The sequence below is a fragment of the Streptomyces sp. NPDC048277 genome (genome assembly GCF_040652235.1).
In the GTDB taxonomy this organism is placed as follows: domain Bacteria; phylum Actinomycetota; class Actinomycetes; order Streptomycetales; family Streptomycetaceae; genus Streptomyces.
Genome location: NZ_JBEZLQ010000031.1, coordinates 80,085 through 99,076, shown reverse-complemented (window position 1 = coordinate 99,076; position 18,992 = coordinate 80,085). Strand labels below are relative to the sequence as shown.

At 71.8% G+C, this 18,992-nt stretch carries 18 protein-coding genes; 9 read left to right on the top strand and 9 right to left on the bottom strand.

What is annotated here, in order from left to right; translation table 11 throughout:
* Positions 1-128: 128 nt before the first annotated feature.
* Positions 129-1,067 carry an RNA polymerase sigma factor SigJ gene (gene sigJ, locus AB0D85_RS43930; RefSeq protein WP_362334084.1) on the bottom strand — a complete coding sequence of 313 codons (939 nt, stop codon included), beginning with the start codon at positions 1,065-1,067 and terminating at the stop codon, positions 129-131.
* 123 nt (positions 1,068-1,190) lie between these two features.
* Between sigJ and AB0D85_RS43925 the strand changes: the two genes are divergently transcribed.
* On the top strand, positions 1,191-1,607 hold the full coding sequence (locus tag AB0D85_RS43925) for a hypothetical protein (RefSeq protein WP_362334081.1): 417 nt from the start codon (positions 1,191-1,193) through the stop codon (positions 1,605-1,607).
* Positions 1,608-1,640: 33 nt separating this feature from the next.
* Positions 1,641-2,414 carry a hypothetical protein gene (locus AB0D85_RS43920; RefSeq protein WP_362334078.1) on the top strand — a complete coding sequence of 258 codons (774 nt, stop codon included), beginning with the start codon at positions 1,641-1,643 and terminating at the stop codon, positions 2,412-2,414.
* 72 nt (positions 2,415-2,486) lie between these two features.
* Here AB0D85_RS43920 and AB0D85_RS43915 read toward each other — a convergent pair whose 3' ends face one another.
* The 3 genes from AB0D85_RS43915 to leuA form a co-directional block, all read right to left on the bottom strand.
* The gene (locus tag AB0D85_RS43915; protein WP_362334202.1) at positions 2,487-3,665 is read right to left on the bottom strand and encodes a sialidase family protein; all 1,179 of its coding nucleotides are present in this window, start codon (positions 3,663-3,665) and stop codon (positions 2,487-2,489) included.
* 110 nt (positions 3,666-3,775) lie between these two features.
* Positions 3,776-4,471, bottom strand: coding sequence for a TerB family tellurite resistance protein (locus AB0D85_RS43910; protein ID WP_362334075.1), 696 nt, complete (start codon positions 4,469-4,471; stop codon positions 3,776-3,778).
* A gap of 185 nt (positions 4,472-4,656) precedes the next feature.
* Complete coding sequence (leuA, locus tag AB0D85_RS43905) at positions 4,657-6,378, bottom strand: 2-isopropylmalate synthase (protein WP_362334072.1); 1,722 nt, start codon at positions 6,376-6,378, stop codon at positions 4,657-4,659.
* 332 nt (positions 6,379-6,710) lie between these two features.
* Here leuA and AB0D85_RS43900 point away from each other — a divergent pair, with 332 nt between their 5' ends.
* The 4 genes from AB0D85_RS43900 (at position 6,711) to AB0D85_RS43885 (ending at position 10,746) form a co-directional block, all read left to right on the top strand.
* Positions 6,711-7,799 carry a M4 family metallopeptidase gene (locus AB0D85_RS43900; RefSeq protein ID WP_362334069.1) on the top strand — a complete coding sequence of 363 codons (1,089 nt, stop codon included), beginning with the start codon at positions 6,711-6,713 and terminating at the stop codon, positions 7,797-7,799.
* A gap of 21 nt (positions 7,800-7,820) precedes the next feature.
* On the top strand, positions 7,821-8,087 hold the full coding sequence (locus AB0D85_RS43895) for a protealysin inhibitor emfourin (RefSeq protein ID WP_362334065.1): 267 nt from the start codon (positions 7,821-7,823) through the stop codon (positions 8,085-8,087).
* 71 nt (positions 8,088-8,158) lie between these two features.
* The gene (locus AB0D85_RS43890; protein WP_362334062.1) at positions 8,159-9,493 is read left to right on the top strand and encodes a GH1 family beta-glucosidase; all 1,335 of its coding nucleotides are present in this window, start codon (positions 8,159-8,161) and stop codon (positions 9,491-9,493) included.
* Positions 9,490-10,746: an MFS transporter gene (locus AB0D85_RS43885; protein ID WP_362334059.1), complete on the top strand. Its 1,257-nt coding sequence runs from the start codon at positions 9,490-9,492 to the stop codon at positions 10,744-10,746. The genes AB0D85_RS43890 and AB0D85_RS43885 overlap by 4 nt, the downstream gene beginning before the upstream one ends.
* 8 nt (positions 10,747-10,754) lie before the next feature.
* Here AB0D85_RS43885 and AB0D85_RS43880 read toward each other — a convergent pair whose 3' ends face one another.
* Positions 10,755-11,612, bottom strand: coding sequence for an NAD(P)-dependent oxidoreductase (locus AB0D85_RS43880; RefSeq protein WP_362334056.1), 858 nt, complete (start codon positions 11,610-11,612; stop codon positions 10,755-10,757).
* Positions 11,613-11,751: 139 nt separating this feature from the next.
* Between AB0D85_RS43880 and AB0D85_RS43875 the strand changes: the two genes are divergently transcribed.
* Positions 11,752-12,600 carry a helix-turn-helix transcriptional regulator gene (locus tag AB0D85_RS43875; RefSeq protein ID WP_362334053.1) on the top strand — a complete coding sequence of 283 codons (849 nt, stop codon included), beginning with the start codon at positions 11,752-11,754 and terminating at the stop codon, positions 12,598-12,600.
* 198 nt (positions 12,601-12,798) lie between these two features.
* On the opposite strand, the gene era is transcribed toward AB0D85_RS43875, so the two are convergent.
* Complete coding sequence (era, locus tag AB0D85_RS43870; RefSeq protein ID WP_362334050.1) at positions 12,799-13,758, bottom strand: GTPase Era; 960 nt, start codon at positions 13,756-13,758, stop codon at positions 12,799-12,801.
* 152 nt (positions 13,759-13,910) lie between these two features.
* Here era and AB0D85_RS43865 point away from each other — a divergent pair, with 152 nt between their 5' ends.
* Positions 13,911-15,221 (top strand): ammonium transporter, encoded by a 1,311-nt coding sequence (locus tag AB0D85_RS43865; RefSeq protein WP_362334047.1) that lies wholly within the window; start codon positions 13,911-13,913, stop codon positions 15,219-15,221.
* Positions 15,218-15,556 (top strand): P-II family nitrogen regulator, encoded by a 339-nt coding sequence (locus tag AB0D85_RS43860; RefSeq protein ID WP_123977077.1) that lies wholly within the window; start codon positions 15,218-15,220, stop codon positions 15,554-15,556. Before AB0D85_RS43865 ends, AB0D85_RS43860 begins: the two co-directional genes overlap by 4 nt.
* Here the strand turns inward: AB0D85_RS43860 and AB0D85_RS43855 are convergent.
* The 3 genes from AB0D85_RS43855 to AB0D85_RS43845 all read right to left on the bottom strand — a co-directional run bounded on the left by AB0D85_RS43855 (position 15,450) and on the right by AB0D85_RS43845 (position 18,574).
* Positions 15,450-16,538 (bottom strand): DUF916 domain-containing protein, encoded by a 1,089-nt coding sequence (locus AB0D85_RS43855; RefSeq protein ID WP_362334043.1) that lies wholly within the window; start codon positions 16,536-16,538, stop codon positions 15,450-15,452. The two genes, AB0D85_RS43860 and AB0D85_RS43855, sit on opposite strands and share 107 nt — an antisense overlap.
* Positions 16,539-16,614: 76 nt before the next feature.
* Positions 16,615-17,949, bottom strand: a complete 1,335-nt coding sequence (locus AB0D85_RS43850) for a beta-xylosidase (protein WP_362334040.1) — start codon at positions 17,947-17,949, stop codon at positions 16,615-16,617.
* 154 nt (positions 17,950-18,103) lie between these two features.
* The gene (locus AB0D85_RS43845) at positions 18,104-18,574 is read right to left on the bottom strand and encodes a hypothetical protein (RefSeq protein WP_362334037.1); all 471 of its coding nucleotides are present in this window, start codon (positions 18,572-18,574) and stop codon (positions 18,104-18,106) included.
* Positions 18,575-18,992 lie beyond the last annotated feature (418 nt).

Sequence of the window (18,992 nt, the reverse complement as noted above, 5' to 3'; positions counted from 1 at the left end):
GTCCTGAGTCCGGCCGGTAGCGCGACCATAAGAGGGGGTTCCGGGGCGGTCAAGGCGACGCACGCGAATGGCGTAAACCGCCAGAGGTGGGACCAATGACGCTGCGAAACGACATGAGTTGGCGCCGGTCAGCCGGGTCCGGGTGTGTTCCAGGGGCGGAGCTTGTCGGGGTTGCGGACCGCCCAGATGCGGGTGACCCGGCCGTCGGCGAGGTCGAACGCCGCGACGGTCACGGTGACACCGGCGTGCCGGGCGACGAGGCCGGGGCGGCCGTTGACGGTCCGTTCGAGGAGGGTGGGGGCCGGGGTCCGCCCGGCCATGCGGGCCAGGTAGCGGGCGATGCGCTCGCCGCCCTCGACCGGGCGCAGGACACTGCTCGCCAGACCGCCGCCGTCGGCGGTCATGGTGGCGTCGGGGGCGAGCAGGCCGACGAGCGCCTCGATGTCCCCGGCCTCCCACGCCTCGCGGAACCGCCGCACCAGCGCGGCCTGTCCGGCGGCGGGCCCGGCGGGGGCTCCGGCCGCCCGCACCCGCCGGCGGGCCGAGGCCGCCAGCTGCCGGCAGGCCGCGGGGGTCCGGCCGACGATCGCGGCGATCTCGGCGAAGGGGTACCGGAAGACGTCGTGCAGGACGAAGGCCACGCGCTCGGCCGGTGTCATGGTCTCCAGGACGACCAGGAAGGCCATACCCACCGACTCGTCGAGGGTGATCCGGTCGGCCGGGTCGGCCGGCCCGGTGCCGGTACCGGGCCACTCCGTGCGGTCGGGGAGCGGCTCCGGGAGCCACTCCCCGACGTAGCGTTCGCGCCGCACTCGCGCCGAGCCGAGCAGGTCCAGGCAGATCCGGCCGGTCACGGTGGTCAGCCAGGCACCGGGCGACCCGATGTCCGCCCGCCGCCCTGGTGACAGCGCGTACCAGCGGGCGTAGGCCTCCTGCACGGCGTCCTCGGCCTCGGTCAGGGAACCGAGCAGCCGGTAGGCGAGGCCGGTCAGCCGGCGCCGTTCCCCGGCCACCGGTCCGTGGGCCGCCCCGGCCCCGGCACCCCCGTCTGCTTCCGTCCTCGTCACTTCGGCCCCCCGTGACCGTCCGCGTCCGGTCCGCCGGGTCGCCTCACATTTCGCGGGGCTGTGTCGTCGGACTACCGAGACAGTACCGATCACCGCCGCGAGGCGGCGAAGGGAGACCGTGCCATGACCACCACAGACCGGGCCACGACCACCGCACGGCCGGCCACGAAGCCGGACAGTTCCACGTTCGTGCGGGTCGCGATCGCCCTCCAGACTCTGGCGATCTTCTTCCAGGCGGTCACCGCGGGGGTGCTGCTGTCCCACCACGGCGAGCTGCTGCACGGCGTCGGGGCGCGGGTGATGTACGGGGCGTCGATGCTGTACGTGCTCGCGGCGGTGCTGGCCTGGCGGCCGGGCGGCGCGAGTCCGCGTCCGATCCTGTTCGCGTCCGGCTTCCTCGTGCTCGCCTCGGTGCAGGTGGTGCTGGGGATACTGCGGGTGCCGTCGGTCCATGTTCCCCTGGGGGTGGTGATGTTCGGGCTGAGCGTGCTGGCACTGGGGCGGGCGCTGTCCGGGGGTTCTGCCGCGCGGGCGGAGTGAGCGGGCGGTGCCGAAGCGGAGGGGGAGACGGGGATGACGGGCAGGACGGGTGGGACGGCAGGGTCGGTACGGCGGGCGTGGGCGTCGGCGGTGGCCCTCGTACTGCTGGGGCTGGGACTGCTGGGGGTGGCCGCCGCCGTCGCCGGGCTGCTCCCTGGACGGGTCGCGCAGGAACGGGCGTTCCTCTCGGCCCGCCCGTGCGGCGCGGGGGAACGCGCGGGCTCCGGGGACTGTCTGCGTACGATCCGGGGCACCGTGCTGTCCGCCGGGCCGGTCAGGAGCGGGCGGACGACGGTGTTCCGGGTGCGGCTGCGCCCTCCGGTGGAGGCCCCCGCCGACCGGGCGCTCGATCTCGACTCGGTCGCGATGTCCGATCTGGAGCCGGGTGACGCGGTGACGGTCACCGCGTGGCGGGACGTCCAGGTCGCCGTCGGTCACGACGGGGCGACCGAGCGGCTGGGCGGGCTGCCGGACGAGCGGGCCGCGCCGGTCGCCGGGACCGCGCTGGCCGCCGTCTGGCCGGCGGTGCTCGCCTTCGTCGCCGCGTTCGGCACCGTGCGCCGGGCCCGCCGTGCAGCCGTGGGCCGGCCCTTCGTGCCCCGGGTCCGGTTCGGCCTGCTGAAGACCCTCTTCGTGGTCGCGCTGCCGATCGCCGCGGGGATCTTCGCGGGATCGGTCTGGGACGCGTGGACGGCGGTGGTGATGACCGCGGTGCTCACCACGCTGGTGGCGGTCCCGGCCACGGTCCTCGCCCTGCGCTGGGACCGCGACTCCTCCCCCGCGACCGCGGCGGAGCCGACGGCCTGAGCCGCCACCCGGCCCACCCGGCCCACGTAGGACTGCTTGGGGGTGCGTGGGGCTGCATGGGGCTGCATGGGGCTATGCAGGACTCGCGATGCGCCGGAACTCGATCGTGTCGTACGCCGTTCTCGTCCCCGTCTCGTACAGCACCCCCACCGTGGCCTTGTCCACCTGGACCAGGTCCGAGTAGGCCGCCTTGCGGTCGGAGAGGGTGAGGAGCTTGTCGAAGGTGATGCCCTCGTCCGCGCTGGTCCACAGGGCCATGGCCTTGCGGGCCGTCGGGACGGACGGGGCCGAGAAGAGCAACGGGGCTTCGGAGCCGCGGAGTTGGAGGGTGGAGCCCTCGACCACGGGGACCTGGTGCAGCGTCGGCTGGGGGGTGAAGGCCTCGTCCAGGGTCTCGGCGCCGTCACTCGACCAGGCGTCCAGACGGTTGCCCGGGACCGAGCCGTTCTGGTCGCGGGCGTTGAAGTAGATGCGGCCGTCGGGGAGTTGGGCGGCGGTCGTCTCGTTGGCGTTGTCGTGGCCGGTGTAGGAGTCGTCGACGAAGCCGAGGTGCCAGGCGCGGCCGCCGTCGTCGCTGTAGATCGCGTGGCCGCCGTAGTACTTGGCCTCGCTGCCGGTGTCGGAGGAGCCGGCGGGCGGGGCGGCGGAGTGGTCGGCGGCCACGACCAGGCGGCCGCGGTGCGGTCCCTGGGTGAGCGCCACGGCGTGGCCGGGCCCGGTGGCGTACCAGCGCCAGCGGGAAGGTTTCACCTGGGCGGTGATCTCGTGCGGGTTGGTGAAGTGGCGGCCGTCGTCCCGGCTGCGCTGCACGAACACCCGGCGGCCCTGCCCCTTGCCGACCTGGCCGCGCATGATCTGCGCCTCGCTCACCGAGCCGTCGTTGTAGGAGGTCACCAGGACGATCTGGCCGCTCCTCGGGTCCACCACCGGCGCCGGGTTGCCCCGGGTGTTCCCCCTGCCGTCGGCCACCACCCGGAGCGGGCCCCAGCTGCAGCCGCCGTCGGTGGAACGTCTCAGCACGACGTCGATGGCACCGCTGTCCCCGGCGGTGCTGTGCCGGCCCTCGGCGAAGGCGAGCAGCGTGCCGTGCGCGGTGCGGACGACGGCCGGGATGCGGTACTGGGCGTAGCCGCCCTCGCCGGAGACGTACGGCACGGAGGACTCGCAGCCGGTCGCCCAGGCCCTGGGCTCGACCGTGAACGCTCCGAGGATCAGGGCGGCGGTCAGGGAGATCCGGCTCAGTCGGGTCACAGGAGACACATGGCTCACTCTTCCATGGTGCTCCCGGCCACCGCCCCCGCACTCCCACAACACCCGAACGGGTGGCCCGGTTTGGCAGACCGTCAGTTTCCCCGGGGGCGTCAGGACGGTGTGCGGGCCGCCGCCAGCAGCCGGGTCACATCGTCGGCGCAGATGGTCAGGGCCGCGCCGACCGTGCCGAGGACCTCGCGTTCGGCGTGGGTGTAGGGGCCGTCGGCGAGCGCGATCCGGGCGGCCTGGAGGAGCAGGGACTCACGGCCGCCGGGGGCGAGGTGCGGGGCCAGCGGGTCGAGGGCCTCGTGCAGCTCTATCGCGAGGCTCGCGCCGCCCGGCTGCTCGAACACCCGGCCGGTGTCGGCGGCGAGCGCGTCGACCAGCGCGCTCAACCGGTCCTCGGTGGCGTCCTCGAACCCGGCCGCGCGGACCGCGGCGGCCGCCGCCTCCAGGGACGTACGCGCGCAGGTGCCGCCGGCCGCGAGGACGGCGAGGGCGACGGTGTGCACGGCGTCGCGGAGCATCGCCGAGAAGCGGGAGGTGGTGGGGTGGTCGAGGACGTCGGTGCCGTAGTGGTGACGGCAGGCGGCGCACTCCACGACCGGCCCGGTGGTGCCGCGCGGCAGGACGGGCACGCCGAGCAGGGTGAAGCGGCGGCGGCCGGTGAGCCGCTGGTAGTTGCGGTCGCCTCCGCAGCCGGGGCAGAAGAACTCGCCGTCGCCGACGGGTGTCCACGCGGTACGGGTGCCCAGAATGCGGGCAGGCCTGACGTTCCGGCTGTCTCGTCCCCGTACTGGCAGCACGTCGCACCTCCGTAACGCCGTGGCAACATCGCCACCGCTGGCGTGATGTTAGCCACATGGAGGAGGCATAGTCAGTACCGCGTACGAGACCTTTCCGTGATCTTCATGGGCGGATGGCCGATACACAGCGGGGCCCCGATCACCGTATGCGGTGATCAGGACCCCTAAAGCGCCGGTCAGAGCGGTTATCGCGCCGCGCGGTTGACGGCGGAGACGACCGCCTTCAGCGACGCACGCGTCGTGTTCGCGTCGATGCCGATACCCCACAGGATCTTGCCGTCGATCGCGCATTCGATGTACGAGGCGGCCTGCGCGGAGGCGCCCTCGCTCATCGTGTGCTCCTGGTAGTCCAGGAGCCGTACGTCGATGCCCAGGCCCTGCAGCGCGTCGAAGAACGCGGAGATCGGGCCGTTGCCGGAGCCGGTCAGGACGGTGTCCTCGCCGTCGACGGTGGCCTCGACGGTGAGGGTGTCGGTGCCGTCGGTGTCGGTGGTCGACTGGCCGGTGCGGACCTGGATACGGCCCCAGGGGTTCTCCGGGTTCGGCAGGTACTCGTCCTGGAAGACCGCCCAGATGTCGGCGCCGGTGACCTCGCCGCCCTCGGCGTCCGTCTTGGCCTGGATCAGCTTCGAGAACTCGATCTGCATCCGGCGCGGCAGGTCCAGCTTGTGGTCGTTCTTCAGGACGTAGGCGATACCGCCCTTGCCGGACTGCGAGTTGACCCGGATGACCGCCTCGTAGGAGCGGCCGACGTCCTTCGGGTCGATCGGCAGGTACGGGACCGCCCACTCGATGTCGTCGACGGTGACGCCCTTCGCGGCCGCGTCGGCCTCCATGGCGTCGAAGCCCTTCTTGATGGCGTCCTGGTGGGAGCCGGAGAAGGACGTGTAGACCAGGTCGCCCACGTACGGGTGGCGCGGGTGGACCTCCATCTGGTTGCAGTACTCCCACGTACGACGGATCTCGTCGATGTCGGAGAAGTCGATCTGCGGGTCGACGCCCTGCGAGAACAGGTTCATGCCCAGGGTGACCAGGTCGACGTTGCCGGTCCGCTCGCCCTGCCCGAACAGGCAGCCCTCGACGCGGTCGGCGCCGGCCATCAGCGCCAGCTCGGCGGCGGCCACGGCCGTACCGCGGTCGTTGTGCGGGTGGACGGAGATGACGACGTGCTCGCGGCGGGAGATGTTGCGGCTCATCCACTCGAAGCGGTCCGCGTGCGTCGACGGGGTCGAACGCTCCACCGTGGCGGGCAGGTTGAGGATGATCTCGCGGCCCGGACCCGGCTGGTAGACGTCCATCACCGCCTCGCAGACCTCCAGCGCGAAGTCCAGCTCGGTGTCGGTGAAGATCTCCGGCGAGTACTGGTAGCCGAACTCGGTCTCCGGGCCCAGCAGTTTCTCGGCGTACTCCATCACCAGGCGGGTGCCGTCGACGGCGATCTGCTTGATGTCGTCCTTGGAGCCGCGGAAGACGACCCGGCGGAAGACCGGGGCGGTGGCGTTGTACAGGTGGACGGTGGCCCGCCTGGCGCCCTTCAGCGACTCCACGGTCCGCTCGATCAGGTCCTCACGGGCCTGGGTCAGCACGGAGATCGTGACGTCGTCGGGGATCGCGCCCTCTTCCTCGATGATCGAGCGCACGAAGTCGAAGTCGGTCTGGCCGGAGGCGGGGAAGCCGACCTCGATCTCCTTGTAGCCCATCTTCACCAGCTGGTCGAACATCCGGCGCTTGCGCTCGGGCGACATCGGGTCGATCAGGGCCTGGTTGCCGTCGCGCAGGTCCGTGGAGAGCCAGCGGGGGGCGACGGTGATCCGGTTGTCCGGCCAGGTGCGGTCCGGGATGTCGACCTGCTCGTAGCGGCCGTACTTGTGGATCGGCATGCTGCTGGGCTGCTGGCGGTTCGCCATGATTGCGGGGCTCCTAGTGGGTGTCCGGAAGGACGGCCGACGACGCAACGCGAAGCTCCGCGGGGAGGGAGTCGACCTGGACTACAGGCCCTCGCCGCGGCAGCTAAGAAGAAGCAGCCCGAAATGCATGATGCGAAGCATGCTAGCCGAGGCCCTTCGGACGCGGGGCGTCGTATCAGTATGCGGGACCGCCGAGGGAAATACCGAGAAAAATAGTACAAAACGTGCGCCATACCACTCCCCCTCACGGAGGGTGGTCAATTGTCGCGGTATTTCACCAATCATGGTTGCGGGTAGTGACACTGGCGTGACTCAGTGCGATGGTGCGGTGCATGACGACCAACGGGGGCTTTGAGCCCGTCATCCGCCGCACACCCGTCTTCTGCGGGATCGTGCCGCCGCACATCCTCGACCACCTGGCCCGGCACGAGGACCAGGCGCTCTCCGACTCGGCGCTGCGCACCCTGCAGCACGACTCCGCGGCCCGCATCCGCCGCCGTATCACCGCGGTCCGCACGGCGGCAGCGGCCGTTACGGCCCCGGCGGCCCCCGACAGCACTCCGCACCGCACCATCTACGACGCCGGGCACGGCACCGACCTGCCCGGCACCGAGGTCCGCGCGGAGGGCTCCGAGCCCGGCCAGGACGCCACCGTCAACCGTGCCTACGCCGGCCTCGGCGCCACCTTCGAGCTGTACCTGAAGGCGTACGAGCGCGACTCCATCGACGGCGAGGGACTGCCGCTGAACGCGAGCGTCCACTACGACCGCGACTACGACAACGCCTTCTGGAACGGCGAGCAGATGGTGTTCGGCGACGGCGACGGCGTGATCTTCACCGACTTCACCAGCTCCGTCGACGTCATCGGCCACGAACTCACCCACGGCGTCACCCAGTACACCGCCAACCTGGAGTACTACGGCCAGTCCGGCGCCCTCAACGAGTCGGTCTCGGATGTCTTCGGCTCGCTCATCAAGCAGTACTCCCTCGGCCAGACCGCCGACCAGGCCGACTGGCTGATCGGCGAGGGCCTGCTCGCCCCCGGCGTGCACGGCGTGGCGCTGCGCTCGATGAAGGCCCCGGGCACGGCCTACGACGACACCCGCCTCGGCAAGGACCCGCAGCCCGCGACCATGGCGGACTACGTGAAGACCCACCAGGACAACGGCGGCGTGCACATCAACTCCGGCATCCCCAACCACGCCTTCTACCTGCTCGCCTCGGCCCTCGGCGGCAACGCCTGGGAGCGGGCCGGGCAGATCTGGTACGACGTGCTCACCGGCGGCGCGCTGCGGCCGAGCGCGAACTTCGCGGACTTCGCGAAGCTCACGGTGGCCGCGGCCAAGGCCCGCTACAAGGAGGGCGAGGAGACCGAGGCGGTGCTCAAGGCCTGGACCCAGGTGGGGGTGCACACCGGCTGAGTCCGTACTACACAGGAACCCATGCGTATTCAGGTGAGGCGTACGGGCGGGTTCGCGGGCATCGAGCGCCGGGCCGAGGTGGACACCTCGGGACGGCCCGACGCCGAGGAGTGGCAGACCCTGGCCGAGCACACGCTCGCGGCCGGCCGGGGCGCGCCGCCGCCCGGGGTGCCGGACGGCTTCGCGTACGAGATCACGGTGGACGGGCGGACGGTGTACGCGGCCGATCCCCGGCTGACCCACGAGCAACGCGAACTGATCTCGAAGGTGCTGAAGGAAGGCGCGTGACCCTCGCGCGCAATGGGTAGTTCACGCCCGGGCGTTGACTTCTATTACCAGGGGTAAGGATGATCCCGCCCATGGCGACTGAAGCGGGCCGTCCGATGCCCCCTCTCCCCCGTTTCCCCGACGGTTTCCTCTGGGGTGTGTCGACCTCGGCCCACCAGATCGAGGGCGCGGCCGACCGGCGCGAACCGTCCGTGTGGGACGTGTTCGAGGCGGAACCGGGCCGGATCAAGGACGGCTCCACGGCGGCGGTGGCCTGCGACCACTTCCACCGCCACACCGAGGACGTGGCCCTGCTGAAGGAGCTGGGCGTCGGCGCGTACCGCTTCTCGATCTCCTGGCCGAGGGTGCGCTCGACGGGCGGCCTGGACTTCTACGACCGTCTCGTGGACGAGCTGTGCGCGGCGGGCGTACGCCCGGTCCCCACCCTCTTCCACTGGGATCTGCCGGCGGCTCTGCAGGAGGAGGGCGGCTGGCTGGTCCGGGACACGGCGGCCCGCTTCGCCGACCACGTCTCGAAGGTCGCGGACCGGCTCGGCGACCGGGTGCGGAAGTGGATCACCCTCAACGAGCCCGCCGAGCAGACCCTGTTCGGTTACGCCCTGGGCGCCCACGCCCCCGGCAAGCAGCTGATGTTCGACGCGCTCCCGGTCGCCCACCACCAGCTCCTCGCCCACGGCCTCGCCGTCCAGGCGCTGCGCGCGGCCGGTGCCGCCGACATCGGCATCGCCAACTCCCACGGCCCGACCTGGCCGGCCTCGCAGGAGCCGGCGGACCTGGAGGCGGCCGCGTTCTACGACCTCCTCCTCAACCGCCTGTTCGCCGAGCCGGTCCTGCTGGGCGAGTACCCGGACGGGATGGGCGACCTGATGCCGGGCGACGTCGCCGCCGACCTCAAGGTGATCGCCGAGCCGCTCGACTGGTACGGCGTCAACTACTACGCCCCGACGAAGGTGGGCGCCCCGCAGGGCACCGAGATCGAGTTCGGCGGTCTCACGCTCCCCGCCGAACTCCCCTTCTCCGTCCAGGACATCGAGGGCGTCCCGGTGACGGACTTCGGCTGGCCGGTGGTCCCGGAGGGCCTCACCGAGCTGCTGACGGGCTTCCGCGACCGCTACGGCGACCGGCTCCCGCCCGTCGTCATCACCGAGAACGGCTGCTCGTACGAGGGCCTGGACGACCAGGACCGTATCGCCTACCTGGACGGCCACATACGCGCGCTGCACCGGGCGGTGGAGGCCGGGGTGGACGTGCGCGGCTACTTCGTCTGGTCGCTGCTCGACAACTTCGAGTGGGCGGAGGGGTACGCGCGCCGGTTCGGTCTGGTCCACGTGGACTACGACACCCTGGCGCGGACGCCGAAGTCGTCGTACGGCTGGTTCCGGGACGTGCTGCGGGCGCAGAGATGACGGCCCCGTCCAGGGCGGTGCCCGCGCTCGCGGAGCCGGTCGAGGAGGTCGGCCGGGGCTGGACGGCCGCCCTGTCCTTCGCCAACGGGGCGATCTGGGTGGGGTGGTTCGGCCCGCTGCAGATCCTGCTCGCCTCCCAGGCCAAGGACTTCGCGCCCGGCTCCGGGATGTCGAAGGAGACGATGCTGGCGTGGGTGACCGGCATCGGTGCCGTGGTCTCCCTGCTGGCGAACCCGGTCTTCGGCGCGCTGTCGGACCGTACGACGTCCCGCTGGGGCCGCCGTACGCCGTGGATCGTGGTGGGCACGGCGGGCGGGGCGCTGTCGCTGCTGCTGCTCGCGGGCGCCGGCGGTCTGTGGACGATGACGCTGGGCTGGTGCCTGGTCCAGCTGGCGCTGAACGCGGCGTTCGCGGCGGTGACGGCGGCGGTGCCGGACCGGGTACCGAGGCTCCAGCGGGGCCGGGTGGGCGGCTGGCTGGGGGCGGCGCAGATCCTCGGCGTGGTCGGCGGCACGGGGCTCGCGACGGCCGCCGGGGGCATCGGCGCGGGCTATGTGGCGTGCGCGGTGTTCACGGTGGTGGGCGTGCTGCCGTACGTGCTCCGCCACCCGGATCTGCGGCTGGCGGCGGAGGACCGGCCGCCCTGGTCCTGGCGCGGCTTCCTGGCGGGCTTCTGGCTGAGTCCGCGCCGCTATCCGGACCTGGGCTGGGCCTGGCTGACCCGGTTCCTGATCAACCTCAGCAACTCGCTGGTGCTGCTGTACCTCCTCTACTACCTGCGCGACCGCCTCCACTACCACGACCCCGACCAGGGGGTGCTGATCCTGACGGCGGTGAACGGGCTGACGCTGATGGCGACGGTCGTGGTCGGCGGGGTCTGGTCGGACCGGGTGGGCCGGCGCAAGCCGTTCGTCATCTGGTCCGGGACGCTGATGGCGGTGGCGACGGCGCTGCTGTCGGCGTGGCAGACCTGGCCGGGGGCGATCGTCGCGGCGGCGGTGCTCGGGATCGGCTTCGGCGTGTTCACCTCGGTCGACTTCGCGCTGATGACCGACGTCCTGCCGAAGGCCGTGGACCGCGGCAAGGACCTCGGCGTGATCAACGTGGCCAACGCCCTGCCGCAGGTCGCGGCACCCGCCCTCGCCGCGCCGATCGTCACGTACCTGGGCGGCTACCGGGTGCTCTACCTGGTGGCGGCGGTGATCGGGCTGGCGGGGGCGGGGCTGGTGAAGCGGATACGGGGCGTCGACTAGCCCGGTTCCTACAGGGCGCCGGCGTCCCGCGCGGTCCAGACGCTGGGGTAGAGGGGCCGGAAACCGAGATCCCGGCGGATCTTCCGGGTGGACACGATCCCGAACCAGGGGTCGGGGTCCGTGCGGGTGTACATGTCCTCGGGCACCTCGACGCCGTTGAGCTGGTGCAGCTCGACCGTCGTGACGGGGGCGTCGTCGCCGATGTTGTAGACCGGGCCGTTCACCGCCGGGGCGTACAGGAGGCGCAGCAGGCCCTGGGCGACGTCCGCGTGGTGGGCCATGTGGAGGCGCTGGGCGGGGGCCCAGTGCGCGGCCCAGGCCATGGCGTTGACGAGGTGCGGGTCTCCTTCGCCGTAGACGAAGGGCAGCCGCCCGACGCGTACCTCCATGGCGCCGCCGAGCGCGAGCAGTTCCCGCTCGGCCGCGATCTTGGACTCCGGGTAGGCGCCCCACATCCGTCCGCCGGGCCGGCTCTCGTCGTCCTCGGTGAGCGGGCGGCCGCGCCCGGTGCCGTACACGTTGTTGGTGCTGACCTGCACGAACCGCCGTACCCCGGCGGACACCGCGGCCCGCCCGAGCGCCACGGCCGCGTCCCGGTTGACCGCCCAGGCCTCCTCGTCGGGGACCCCGCGGAAGGACGCGGCGACGTTCACGACGGCGTCCACCCCGGCGACGGCCTTACCGAGCGCCTCCTCGTCCCGCAGGTCCCCGACGACGGCCTCGGCGCCCAGCCGGGCGAACGGCTCGCCACGGGCCGCGTCCCGCACGAGCACCCGTACCCGCTCCCCGGCCTGCAGCTGCCCCAGCAGCCGGGGTACGAACCGCCGCCCGACCTGTCCGGTCGTACCGGTGACGAGAGTGATCATGGCCATCTCCTTGGTCCTGGTGTCACCTTTGTTCTGGTGCCACCACCCTCCGTCCCGTCCGGGACGGCCGGGAGAGACCTCCCGATCAGGGGACCGGCAGTCCCTGGATAAGCCGGACGCCCCCGGCCACCCTGGAGGGGTGAACCGCACCGAGCTCGCCGACTTCCTGCGCCACGCCCGCGGCCGCCTGGACCCCTCCGACGTGGGCCTCGCGCCCGGCGCCCGGCGGCGCACCCCCGGCCTGCGGCGCGAGGAGGTGGCGTCGCTGGCCGGTATGTCGGCGGACTACTACACCCGCCTCGAACAGTCCCGGGGCCCGCGCCCGTCACGCCAGATGCTGACGGCGCTGGCCCGCGCGCTGCGCCTGACGGAGGACGAACGGGACCACCTGTTCCACCTGGCCGGTGAGGAACCCCCGCGCCGGGAGGCGACGAGCACCCATGTCCGCCCGGGCCTCCTCCTGGTGCTGGACCGGCTGCACGACACCCCGGCGCTGGTGACCACGGACTTCGGTGAGGTCCTCGCCCAGAACGCGCTGTCGCGGGCACTCAGCGGTGACGTCCTGGCCCGCCCGCCCCGGGACCGCAACCTGCTCCGCCGCTACTTCCTGGACCCGGCGACCCCCGACATGTTCCCGCCCGAGGACCGGCCGGCGCGGGCCCGCGAGCACGTGGCCAACCTGCGGGCGGTGGCCGCGGCCCGCCCCGGCGACCCGGCCCCCGCCGCCCTGGTCGCCGAACTGCTCGCGGGCAGCGCGGAGTTCGCCGGTCTCTGGGCGGAGCACGAGGTGGCGGTACGGCGCGCGTCGACGAAACGCTTTCTGCACCCGTCCGTCGGCCTCCTGGAACTGGACTGCGAGGTCCTGCTCAACGCCGACACCCACCAGCAACTCGTCGTCCACACGGCCCGCCCGGGCACGGAGTCCTACGAACGCCTGCAGCTGCTACGGGTGGTGGGCCTGCAGGACCTGAGCCCGACACCACACTGACCGGCCTCAGAACCCCAGCCGCCGCAGCTGCTTCGGATCCCGCTGCCAGTCCTTGGCCACCTTCACATGGAGGTCCAGGCTGTATCGATATGCGGCTACCGCCGCGCGGCCGGTGTGCCCAGCAGTGCCCCGCCCTGCTTGCGGAACGTGATGCCGACCTCCATCAGGCGCCGACCACCACGCCCCGCCCACCCCGACTCAGAACCCCAGCCGCCGCAGCTGCTTCGGATCCCGCTGCCAGTCCTTGGCGACCTTCACGTGCAGGTCGAGGAACACCGGTGTGCCGAGCAGTGCCTCGATCTGCTTGCGGCTCTTGATGCCGACCTCCTTCAGGCGCTTGCCCTTGGGGCCGATGATGATGCCCTTCTGGCTGGGGCGCTCGATGAACAGGTTGGCGTGGATGTCCAGGAGGGGCTTGTCGGCGGGGCGGTCCTCGCGCGGGAGCATCTCCTCGACGACGACGGCGATGGAGTGCGGGAGCTCGTCGCGGACGCCCTCCAGGGCCGCCTCGCGGATCAGCTCGGCGATCATGACCTGTTCCGGCTCGTCGGTCAGGTCGCCCTCGGGATAGAGCGCCGGGCCCTCGGGGAGGAGCGGCACGAGCAGGTCGGCCAGCAGACCCACCTGCTTGTCGGCGACCGCCGACACCGGCACGATCTGGGCCCACTCGAAGCCGAGCTCCTTGCCGAGCTGGTCGATCGCGATCAGCTGCTCGGCGAGGGTCTTGGAGTCGACGAGGTCGGTCTTGGTGACGACGGCGACCTTGGGGGTCTTCCGGATCCCCGCGAGTTCCTTCGCGATGAAGCGGTCACCGGGGCCGATCTTCTCGTTCGCCGGCAGGCAGAAGCCGATGACGTCGACCTCGGCCCAGGTGGTGCGGACGACGTCGTTCAGCCGCTCGCCGAGCAGCGTGCGCGGCTTGTGCAGGCCGGGGGTGTCGACCAGGATCAGCTGGGCGTCCTCCCGGTGCACGATGCCCCGTACCGTGTGCCGCGTGGTCTGCGGCTGGTTCGCGGTGATCGCCACCTTCTGCCCGACCAGAGCGTTCGTGAGGGTGGACTTGCCCGCGTTGGGGCGCCCGACGAAGCAGGCGAAGCCCGCCCGGTGGACGGTCTCCGACGACTCCGACGGCTCGGTTGACTGGCTGCGAACGCTCATGGCCCCCATTCTCCCTGATCCACGACGCCCCGCCGCACCGTGAGATTTCGGTAACCCCGGCGCAACGAAACGTCACGGAAACACAGCCGTACGCAACCGGAAACGGGGACCGGTGACCCTCTGACGAGCCCCGACCCACGTTGGAGACGCCCGTGTACCTCGCCGCCGCGCACGCCGACACCGGTGACACCGCCTGGCTGCTCGCCGCCACCGCCCTGGTCCTGCTGATGACCCCGGGGCTGGCCCTGTTCTACGGCGGCATGGTCCGTACGAAGAGCGTCCTCAACATGCTGATGATGAGCTTCGTGTCGATCGCGCTGGTCACGGTGGTCTGGCTGGCGGGCGGGTACGCCCTGGCCTTCGGGGAGGACACGGGGGCCGGGCTGATCGGCGGCCTCGAACACGCCGGTATGCACGGCCTCGGGCCGGACAGCGTCCAGGGCACCGTCCCCACCCTGCTCTTCGCCACCTTCCAGCTCACCTTCGCGATCATCACCGCCGCGCTGATCAGCGGCGCGATCGCGGACCGGGCGAAATTCGGGGCCTGGCTGGTCTTCGTGCCGGTGTGGGCGCTCCTCGTATACGTTCCCGTCGCGCACTGGGTATGGGGCCCGGGTGGCTGGATCCTGCACCACCTCGGCGCCCTGGACTTCGCCGGCGGGCTGCCCGTCGAGATCACCTCGGGCGCCTCCGGACTCGCCCTGTGCCTGGCCCTCGGCCCGCGGCTCGGCTTCAAGAAGGACGCCATGCGTCCGCACAACCTCCCCATGGTCGTCCTGGGCGCAGGTCTGCTCTGGTTCGGCTGGTTCGGCTTCAACGCCGGCTCCGCGATGGGCGCCAACGGCCTGGCCGCCGCCGTCTTCCTGAACACCCTCGCCGCCGGCTGCACCGGCCTGCTCGGCTGGCTCTTCGTCGAGCAGAAGCGCGACGGACATCCCACGACGCTGGGCGCGGCCTCCGGCGCCGTCGCCGGCCTCGTCGCCATCACCCCGTCCTGCGGCTCGGTCTCGCTGCTCGGCGCGCTGGTCGTCGGTCTCGCCGCGGGCGTGGTCTGCTCGTACGCCGTGAGCTGGAAGTTCCGGCTGAACTACGACGACTCGCTCGACGTCGTCGGCGTCCACCTGGTCGGCGGTGTCATCGGCACCCTGCTCATCGGCCTGTTCGCCGAGAAGGCCATGACCGGCTCCGCCGAGGGCCTCTTCTACGGCGGCGGGCTCGCCCAGCTCGGCAGGCAGGCGGTGGCCGTCGTGGTCGTCGCGGTGTACGCCTTCACCGTGACGTACGGCATCGGCAAGCTGATCGACAAGGCCATGGGCTTCCGCGCCGACGAGGACCAGGAGCACACCGGCCTGGACCTTACGGTGCACGCCGAGACGGCTTACGATCACGGGGTCCTGGGCCACGGCGCCCCGGTCGGCCACTCCGTCCTCCCCACCGCCCAGAAGGTCAAGACCCAGCCATGAAGCTGATCACCGCGATCGTCAAGCCCTACCGCCTCGACGCGGTGAAGACCGCCCTGCAGGAGATCGGGGTGCACGGCCTGACCGTGACCGAGGCCAGCGGCTACGGCCGGCAGCGCGGCCACACCGAGGTGTACCGCGGTGCCGAGTACCAGGTCGACCTGGTGCCCAAGGTCCGGATCGAGGTCGTCGTCGAGGACGCCGACTCCGAGGCCGTGATCGACACGATCGTCAAGGCCGCGCAGACGGGGAAGATCGGGGACGGGAAGGTGTGGGCGCTGCCGGTGGAGACGGTCGTACGGGTGCGGACGGGCGAACGCGGCCCCGACGCGCTCTGAGGGCCCTCAGGACTCCGCCGGGCGACGGCAGCCCCCGGCCCCGGCGCGATCTGGCGAACAGCGCGCCGCCCGCCGCCCCGGCGACGAAGGCCAGCGCCACCACCAGCCACGGCAGCGCGAGGAACGACGCGCTCGCCGACTCCCTGGTGCCGGTCGCGCTGGCCGTCAACGTCACGTCCCCCCAGTCGAGTTGGGGTGCGCCCCGCCAGCGGGCGGTGAGCCGGACGCTCTCTCCCGGCAGCAGCTCGGAGGGGATGCCGGTGAGGTCGCGGCTGAGCAGCGTGCGCCCGAACAGGCCTTCCGCGCGCAGTCGCACCTTCGGGTCGAGGGTCACGTTCCCGGTGTTGTGCAGGGTGTAGGAGACGGTGGCGGTGCTGTTGCCGAGGCCGGGCACCCAGGGCTGGTGGTGGCTGATGTGCACGTGCTCGACGGCGATGGCCGGCAGTGTCGGCCCGCTCACTCGCAGATAGACCCGGGCGCCGACGGCCCGCTGGACGCCGAGCGCCAGGGAACCGGCCCCGGGGTCGACCTTCTCGTCGAGCGCCACGATGGCCCCCGGGTGGTCGCCGGGCTCGGCCCCCTGCGGCACACGCAGCGTGAACGGAACCGTGACCGTCTGGTGCGGGGGCACGGTGACCCGCGTCTTCGCGACCCTCGCCCAGGCCCCCACCCCCCGCATCCTCTCCTTCACCGTCCGGACGGCGAAGCCACCGTCCCGTGCGGTGTTGTAGGCGTCGGCCGCGTACAGCCGGAAGGTCAGCGGCGTACCGGTCTTGTTGGCGACGGCCACCTTGTCGGTGATCGTCTCGCCGGGGTCGAGGGAGAGATAGAAGTACGGCCGCGCAGCGATTTTCGAGGCGACCGGGTAGACGGACCAGCTGCCGTTGTCGGCGGCGCGCGCGGGACCCGCCGTGACGGCGGCACCGAGGACGCCGAGGAGCAGGCTCAGGAGGAGGGCATACGGCTTGGCGCGACGACGCATGGGTGCGGACCCCCGGTCGGAAACGGTCGGGTGGTGGCCGGTCGTGTGAACGTCCGGCCACCACGGTGGAGTCGGCTCAGGTGAGCGTCAGGGTCAGGACTCCGGAGTACGACCCCGGAGGCGTGAACGCCGGTACGTCCAGGGAGAGTCCGGCGTCGACCGTGAACTCACCGCCGGTGAGCGTGCCGTCCGGGGTCGACGCGAGGGTCGCTCCGGAACTGCCGACGGTGCCCGCGGAGCCGGCCGCGCAGGTGCTCGGGCTGCCCGACTTGGTCGCGCAGCTCGGGGTCCAGCTCAGTTTCCCGGCATCGATCTTGGCGCCGGGACCGGTGAAGTCGGTGACCTTGCCGGTGAGCGACCAGCCGGCCGGACCGCCGCGGAAGTCCTTGACGGTGACGGTCTGCAGGTTGCCCGTGGACGCCCCGCCCTGGCCGAAGTCGACCGCCGACAGCGCGACGGAGTCCCCGGCCTGGGACATGGACAGGGTCCCCGCCTTGACGGTGGTCGTCAGCTTCTGGCTGCCGGCCGGCACGGGGGTCGTGTCGTTGACGACGTAGGCGGCGGGCCCGGCCCCCAGGTCGGCGCTCCACGCGCTGCCCTCGTACGCCACGATCCCTGTCGTCGTCTTGTCGTTGACGGTGATCGGGGCGCTGAAGGAACCGTCGGAGCCCGCGGTGGCGGTCGCCGTGTCCGCGGTCTGGGTGTCCCCGGACCGCCCGGCGAGGGTCACGGTCGCGCCGGGCGTGAAGTTCTGGCCGCTGACGGTCACGCTGTCACCAGGGTTCCCGGAGGCCGAACTCAGGCTGATGGCACGGTTGTTGACCGGGGTGGTGGCGGTCGCCGTGACGGTCTCCGACACCGGGGCGGGCGGGTTGGTGACCGTGCACGGGGTGTCCAGCTCCAGGATGTAGCTGGTGTGGATGTTGTAGTCACCGGGCGAGAGCGTGATCTGCCCCGGCGAGGTGACGGTGAACGTCCCGGTCATGGAGAACGACGGGAAGGTCCCGTACCCGGGCACCGGGTCGTTCTTCTTCGGCCCGGCCACCGTGACGTCGCCCGTCTGCGCACCGCCCAGGGTCACCTTCCCCGTCGGCGTCATGATGTCGGCCGGCAGGGCGAGGGCGGTGGGGTTGTTGGCGGCGGGCGTGACCACGGTGTAGGTCACGGTGACCGTGTCGCCGACCTTGGGGCTGGTGTTGTCCACCGAGATGTTCGCGGTGGTGGTGCCGTCGATGTCCGGCAGACCCGCGATGGCGGGCGGGACGCAGTGCGTGGCGAAGTCGACGTTCGTGCCGGCGGCACCGGCCGGGCAGGCCAGCGCGCCGCCCGCCGTGACCGCGAGCGCGGTCGCCCCGAACAGTGAGATCCAGCGCCACCGTCGGGGTCTTCGTGATCTTGGGGGTGAACCCATGGATGCCCCCTCCTGAGGGTTGCGGGCGCAGCGGCTCCTCTGCGCCGACAGGGGGCCATTGATGTGGAGGCCGCGTGAGAAGTCAATGGAGATGCCGCAGAAACCTGACGGTTCATCAGCTTCTGCGGCATCCGGAACGGACCCGTCAGGGTGCTCAGCTCATGACGAAGGGTCCGGGCGACTGGGCGGCGCTGGACGTACAGGTGACGGTGACGCCGAAGATGACCATCTTCAGCGAGCCCTTGTAGAAGTCCAGGCTGTCACCGGAGGCGACGGTGCCGGGGAGGGGGCCGACGGTGATGTCGTCACCGATGGCCATGGCCGGGTTCACGGTCCCGCTGAAGACGCGGGACGAGCCGGTCGAGTTGGCCATGGTGAGCGTGGAGGCGATGGAGTTCGCCGAGAGGGCGACCGGGGCGGTGATCGCACTGGAGGTGAGGGTGAGGGTGGCGCTGGTACCGGTCTGGGTCGCGGTGAGGGTGGCCGCGCCGCCGCCGAAGATGCCGCAGCTGGCGGTGACGGTCGCGGTGGTCGGGGTGACGGCGGCGGCCGAGGGCGCGAAGGCCAGCGCCGTGGCGGCGAGGGCTCCCGCCGCGAGTGCCGCACCGGTGGTGATTCGCTTCATGGGGATGGGGCTCCCTTCCCGTTGTCTGGGAATGCCATGTGGGGATGGCGACCCCGGTCCGGGTGGATGCGGGCACACCGCGGGGCGCCGTAGCCGACGAACCATCAGAATCTGACGGTCCGTCGGATTGCACGGTCCCATTGATGCGTGAGAGACACAGCCAGACAAGGTTGAATTCCGGCCGACCTGTCTGCGACGCGTGGGCGTGGGGGTGGGTGCGACGCCGAGGGGTGGTTGCGGGAGGGACGCGGGTGGGGGTGCGTGGGGGGGTGCTCGCGCAGTTCCCCGCGCCGCCGGCTGTGGCACTGCGCCGAAGGGGCGGTTGCGGAAGTGACACGGGTGCGGGTGCGTAGGGGGATGCTCGCGCAGTTCCCCGCGCCGCCGGCTGTGGCACTGCGCCGAAGGAGTGGTTGCGGAA

Bases quoted from the DNA above. Each gene is read 5' to 3' on its own strand.
- AB0D85_RS43925 (WP_362334081.1), top strand. From the start codon at position 1,191: ATGACCACCACAGACCGGGCCACGACCACCGCACGGCCGGCCACGAAG.
- AB0D85_RS43920 (WP_362334078.1), top strand. From the start codon at position 1,641: ATGACGGGCAGGACGGGTGGGACGGCAGGGTCGGTACGGCGGGCGTGG.
- leuA (WP_362334072.1), bottom strand. From the start codon at position 6,378: ATGGCGAACCGCCAGCAGCCCAGCAGCATGCCGATCCACAAGTACGGC.
- AB0D85_RS43900 (WP_362334069.1), top strand. From the start codon at position 6,711: ATGACGACCAACGGGGGCTTTGAGCCCGTCATCCGCCGCACACCCGTC.
- AB0D85_RS43895 (WP_362334065.1), top strand. From the start codon at position 7,821: ATGCGTATTCAGGTGAGGCGTACGGGCGGGTTCGCGGGCATCGAGCGC.
- AB0D85_RS43890 (WP_362334062.1), top strand. From the start codon at position 8,159: ATGGCGACTGAAGCGGGCCGTCCGATGCCCCCTCTCCCCCGTTTCCCC.
- AB0D85_RS43885 (WP_362334059.1), top strand. From the start codon at position 9,490: ATGACGGCCCCGTCCAGGGCGGTGCCCGCGCTCGCGGAGCCGGTCGAG.
- AB0D85_RS43880 (WP_362334056.1), bottom strand. From the start codon at position 11,612: ATGATCACTCTCGTCACCGGTACGACCGGACAGGTCGGGCGGCGGTTC.
- era (WP_362334050.1), bottom strand. From the start codon at position 13,758: ATGAGCGTTCGCAGCCAGTCAACCGAGCCGTCGGAGTCGTCGGAGACC.
- AB0D85_RS43860 (WP_123977077.1), top strand. From the start codon at position 15,218: ATGAAGCTGATCACCGCGATCGTCAAGCCCTACCGCCTCGACGCGGTG.
- AB0D85_RS43855 (WP_362334043.1), bottom strand. From the start codon at position 16,538: ATGCGTCGTCGCGCCAAGCCGTATGCCCTCCTCCTGAGCCTGCTCCTC.
- AB0D85_RS43850 (WP_362334040.1), bottom strand. From the start codon at position 17,949: ATGGGTTCACCCCCAAGATCACGAAGACCCCGACGGTGGCGCTGGATC.
- AB0D85_RS43845 (WP_362334037.1), bottom strand. From the start codon at position 18,574: ATGAAGCGAATCACCACCGGTGCGGCACTCGCGGCGGGAGCCCTCGCC.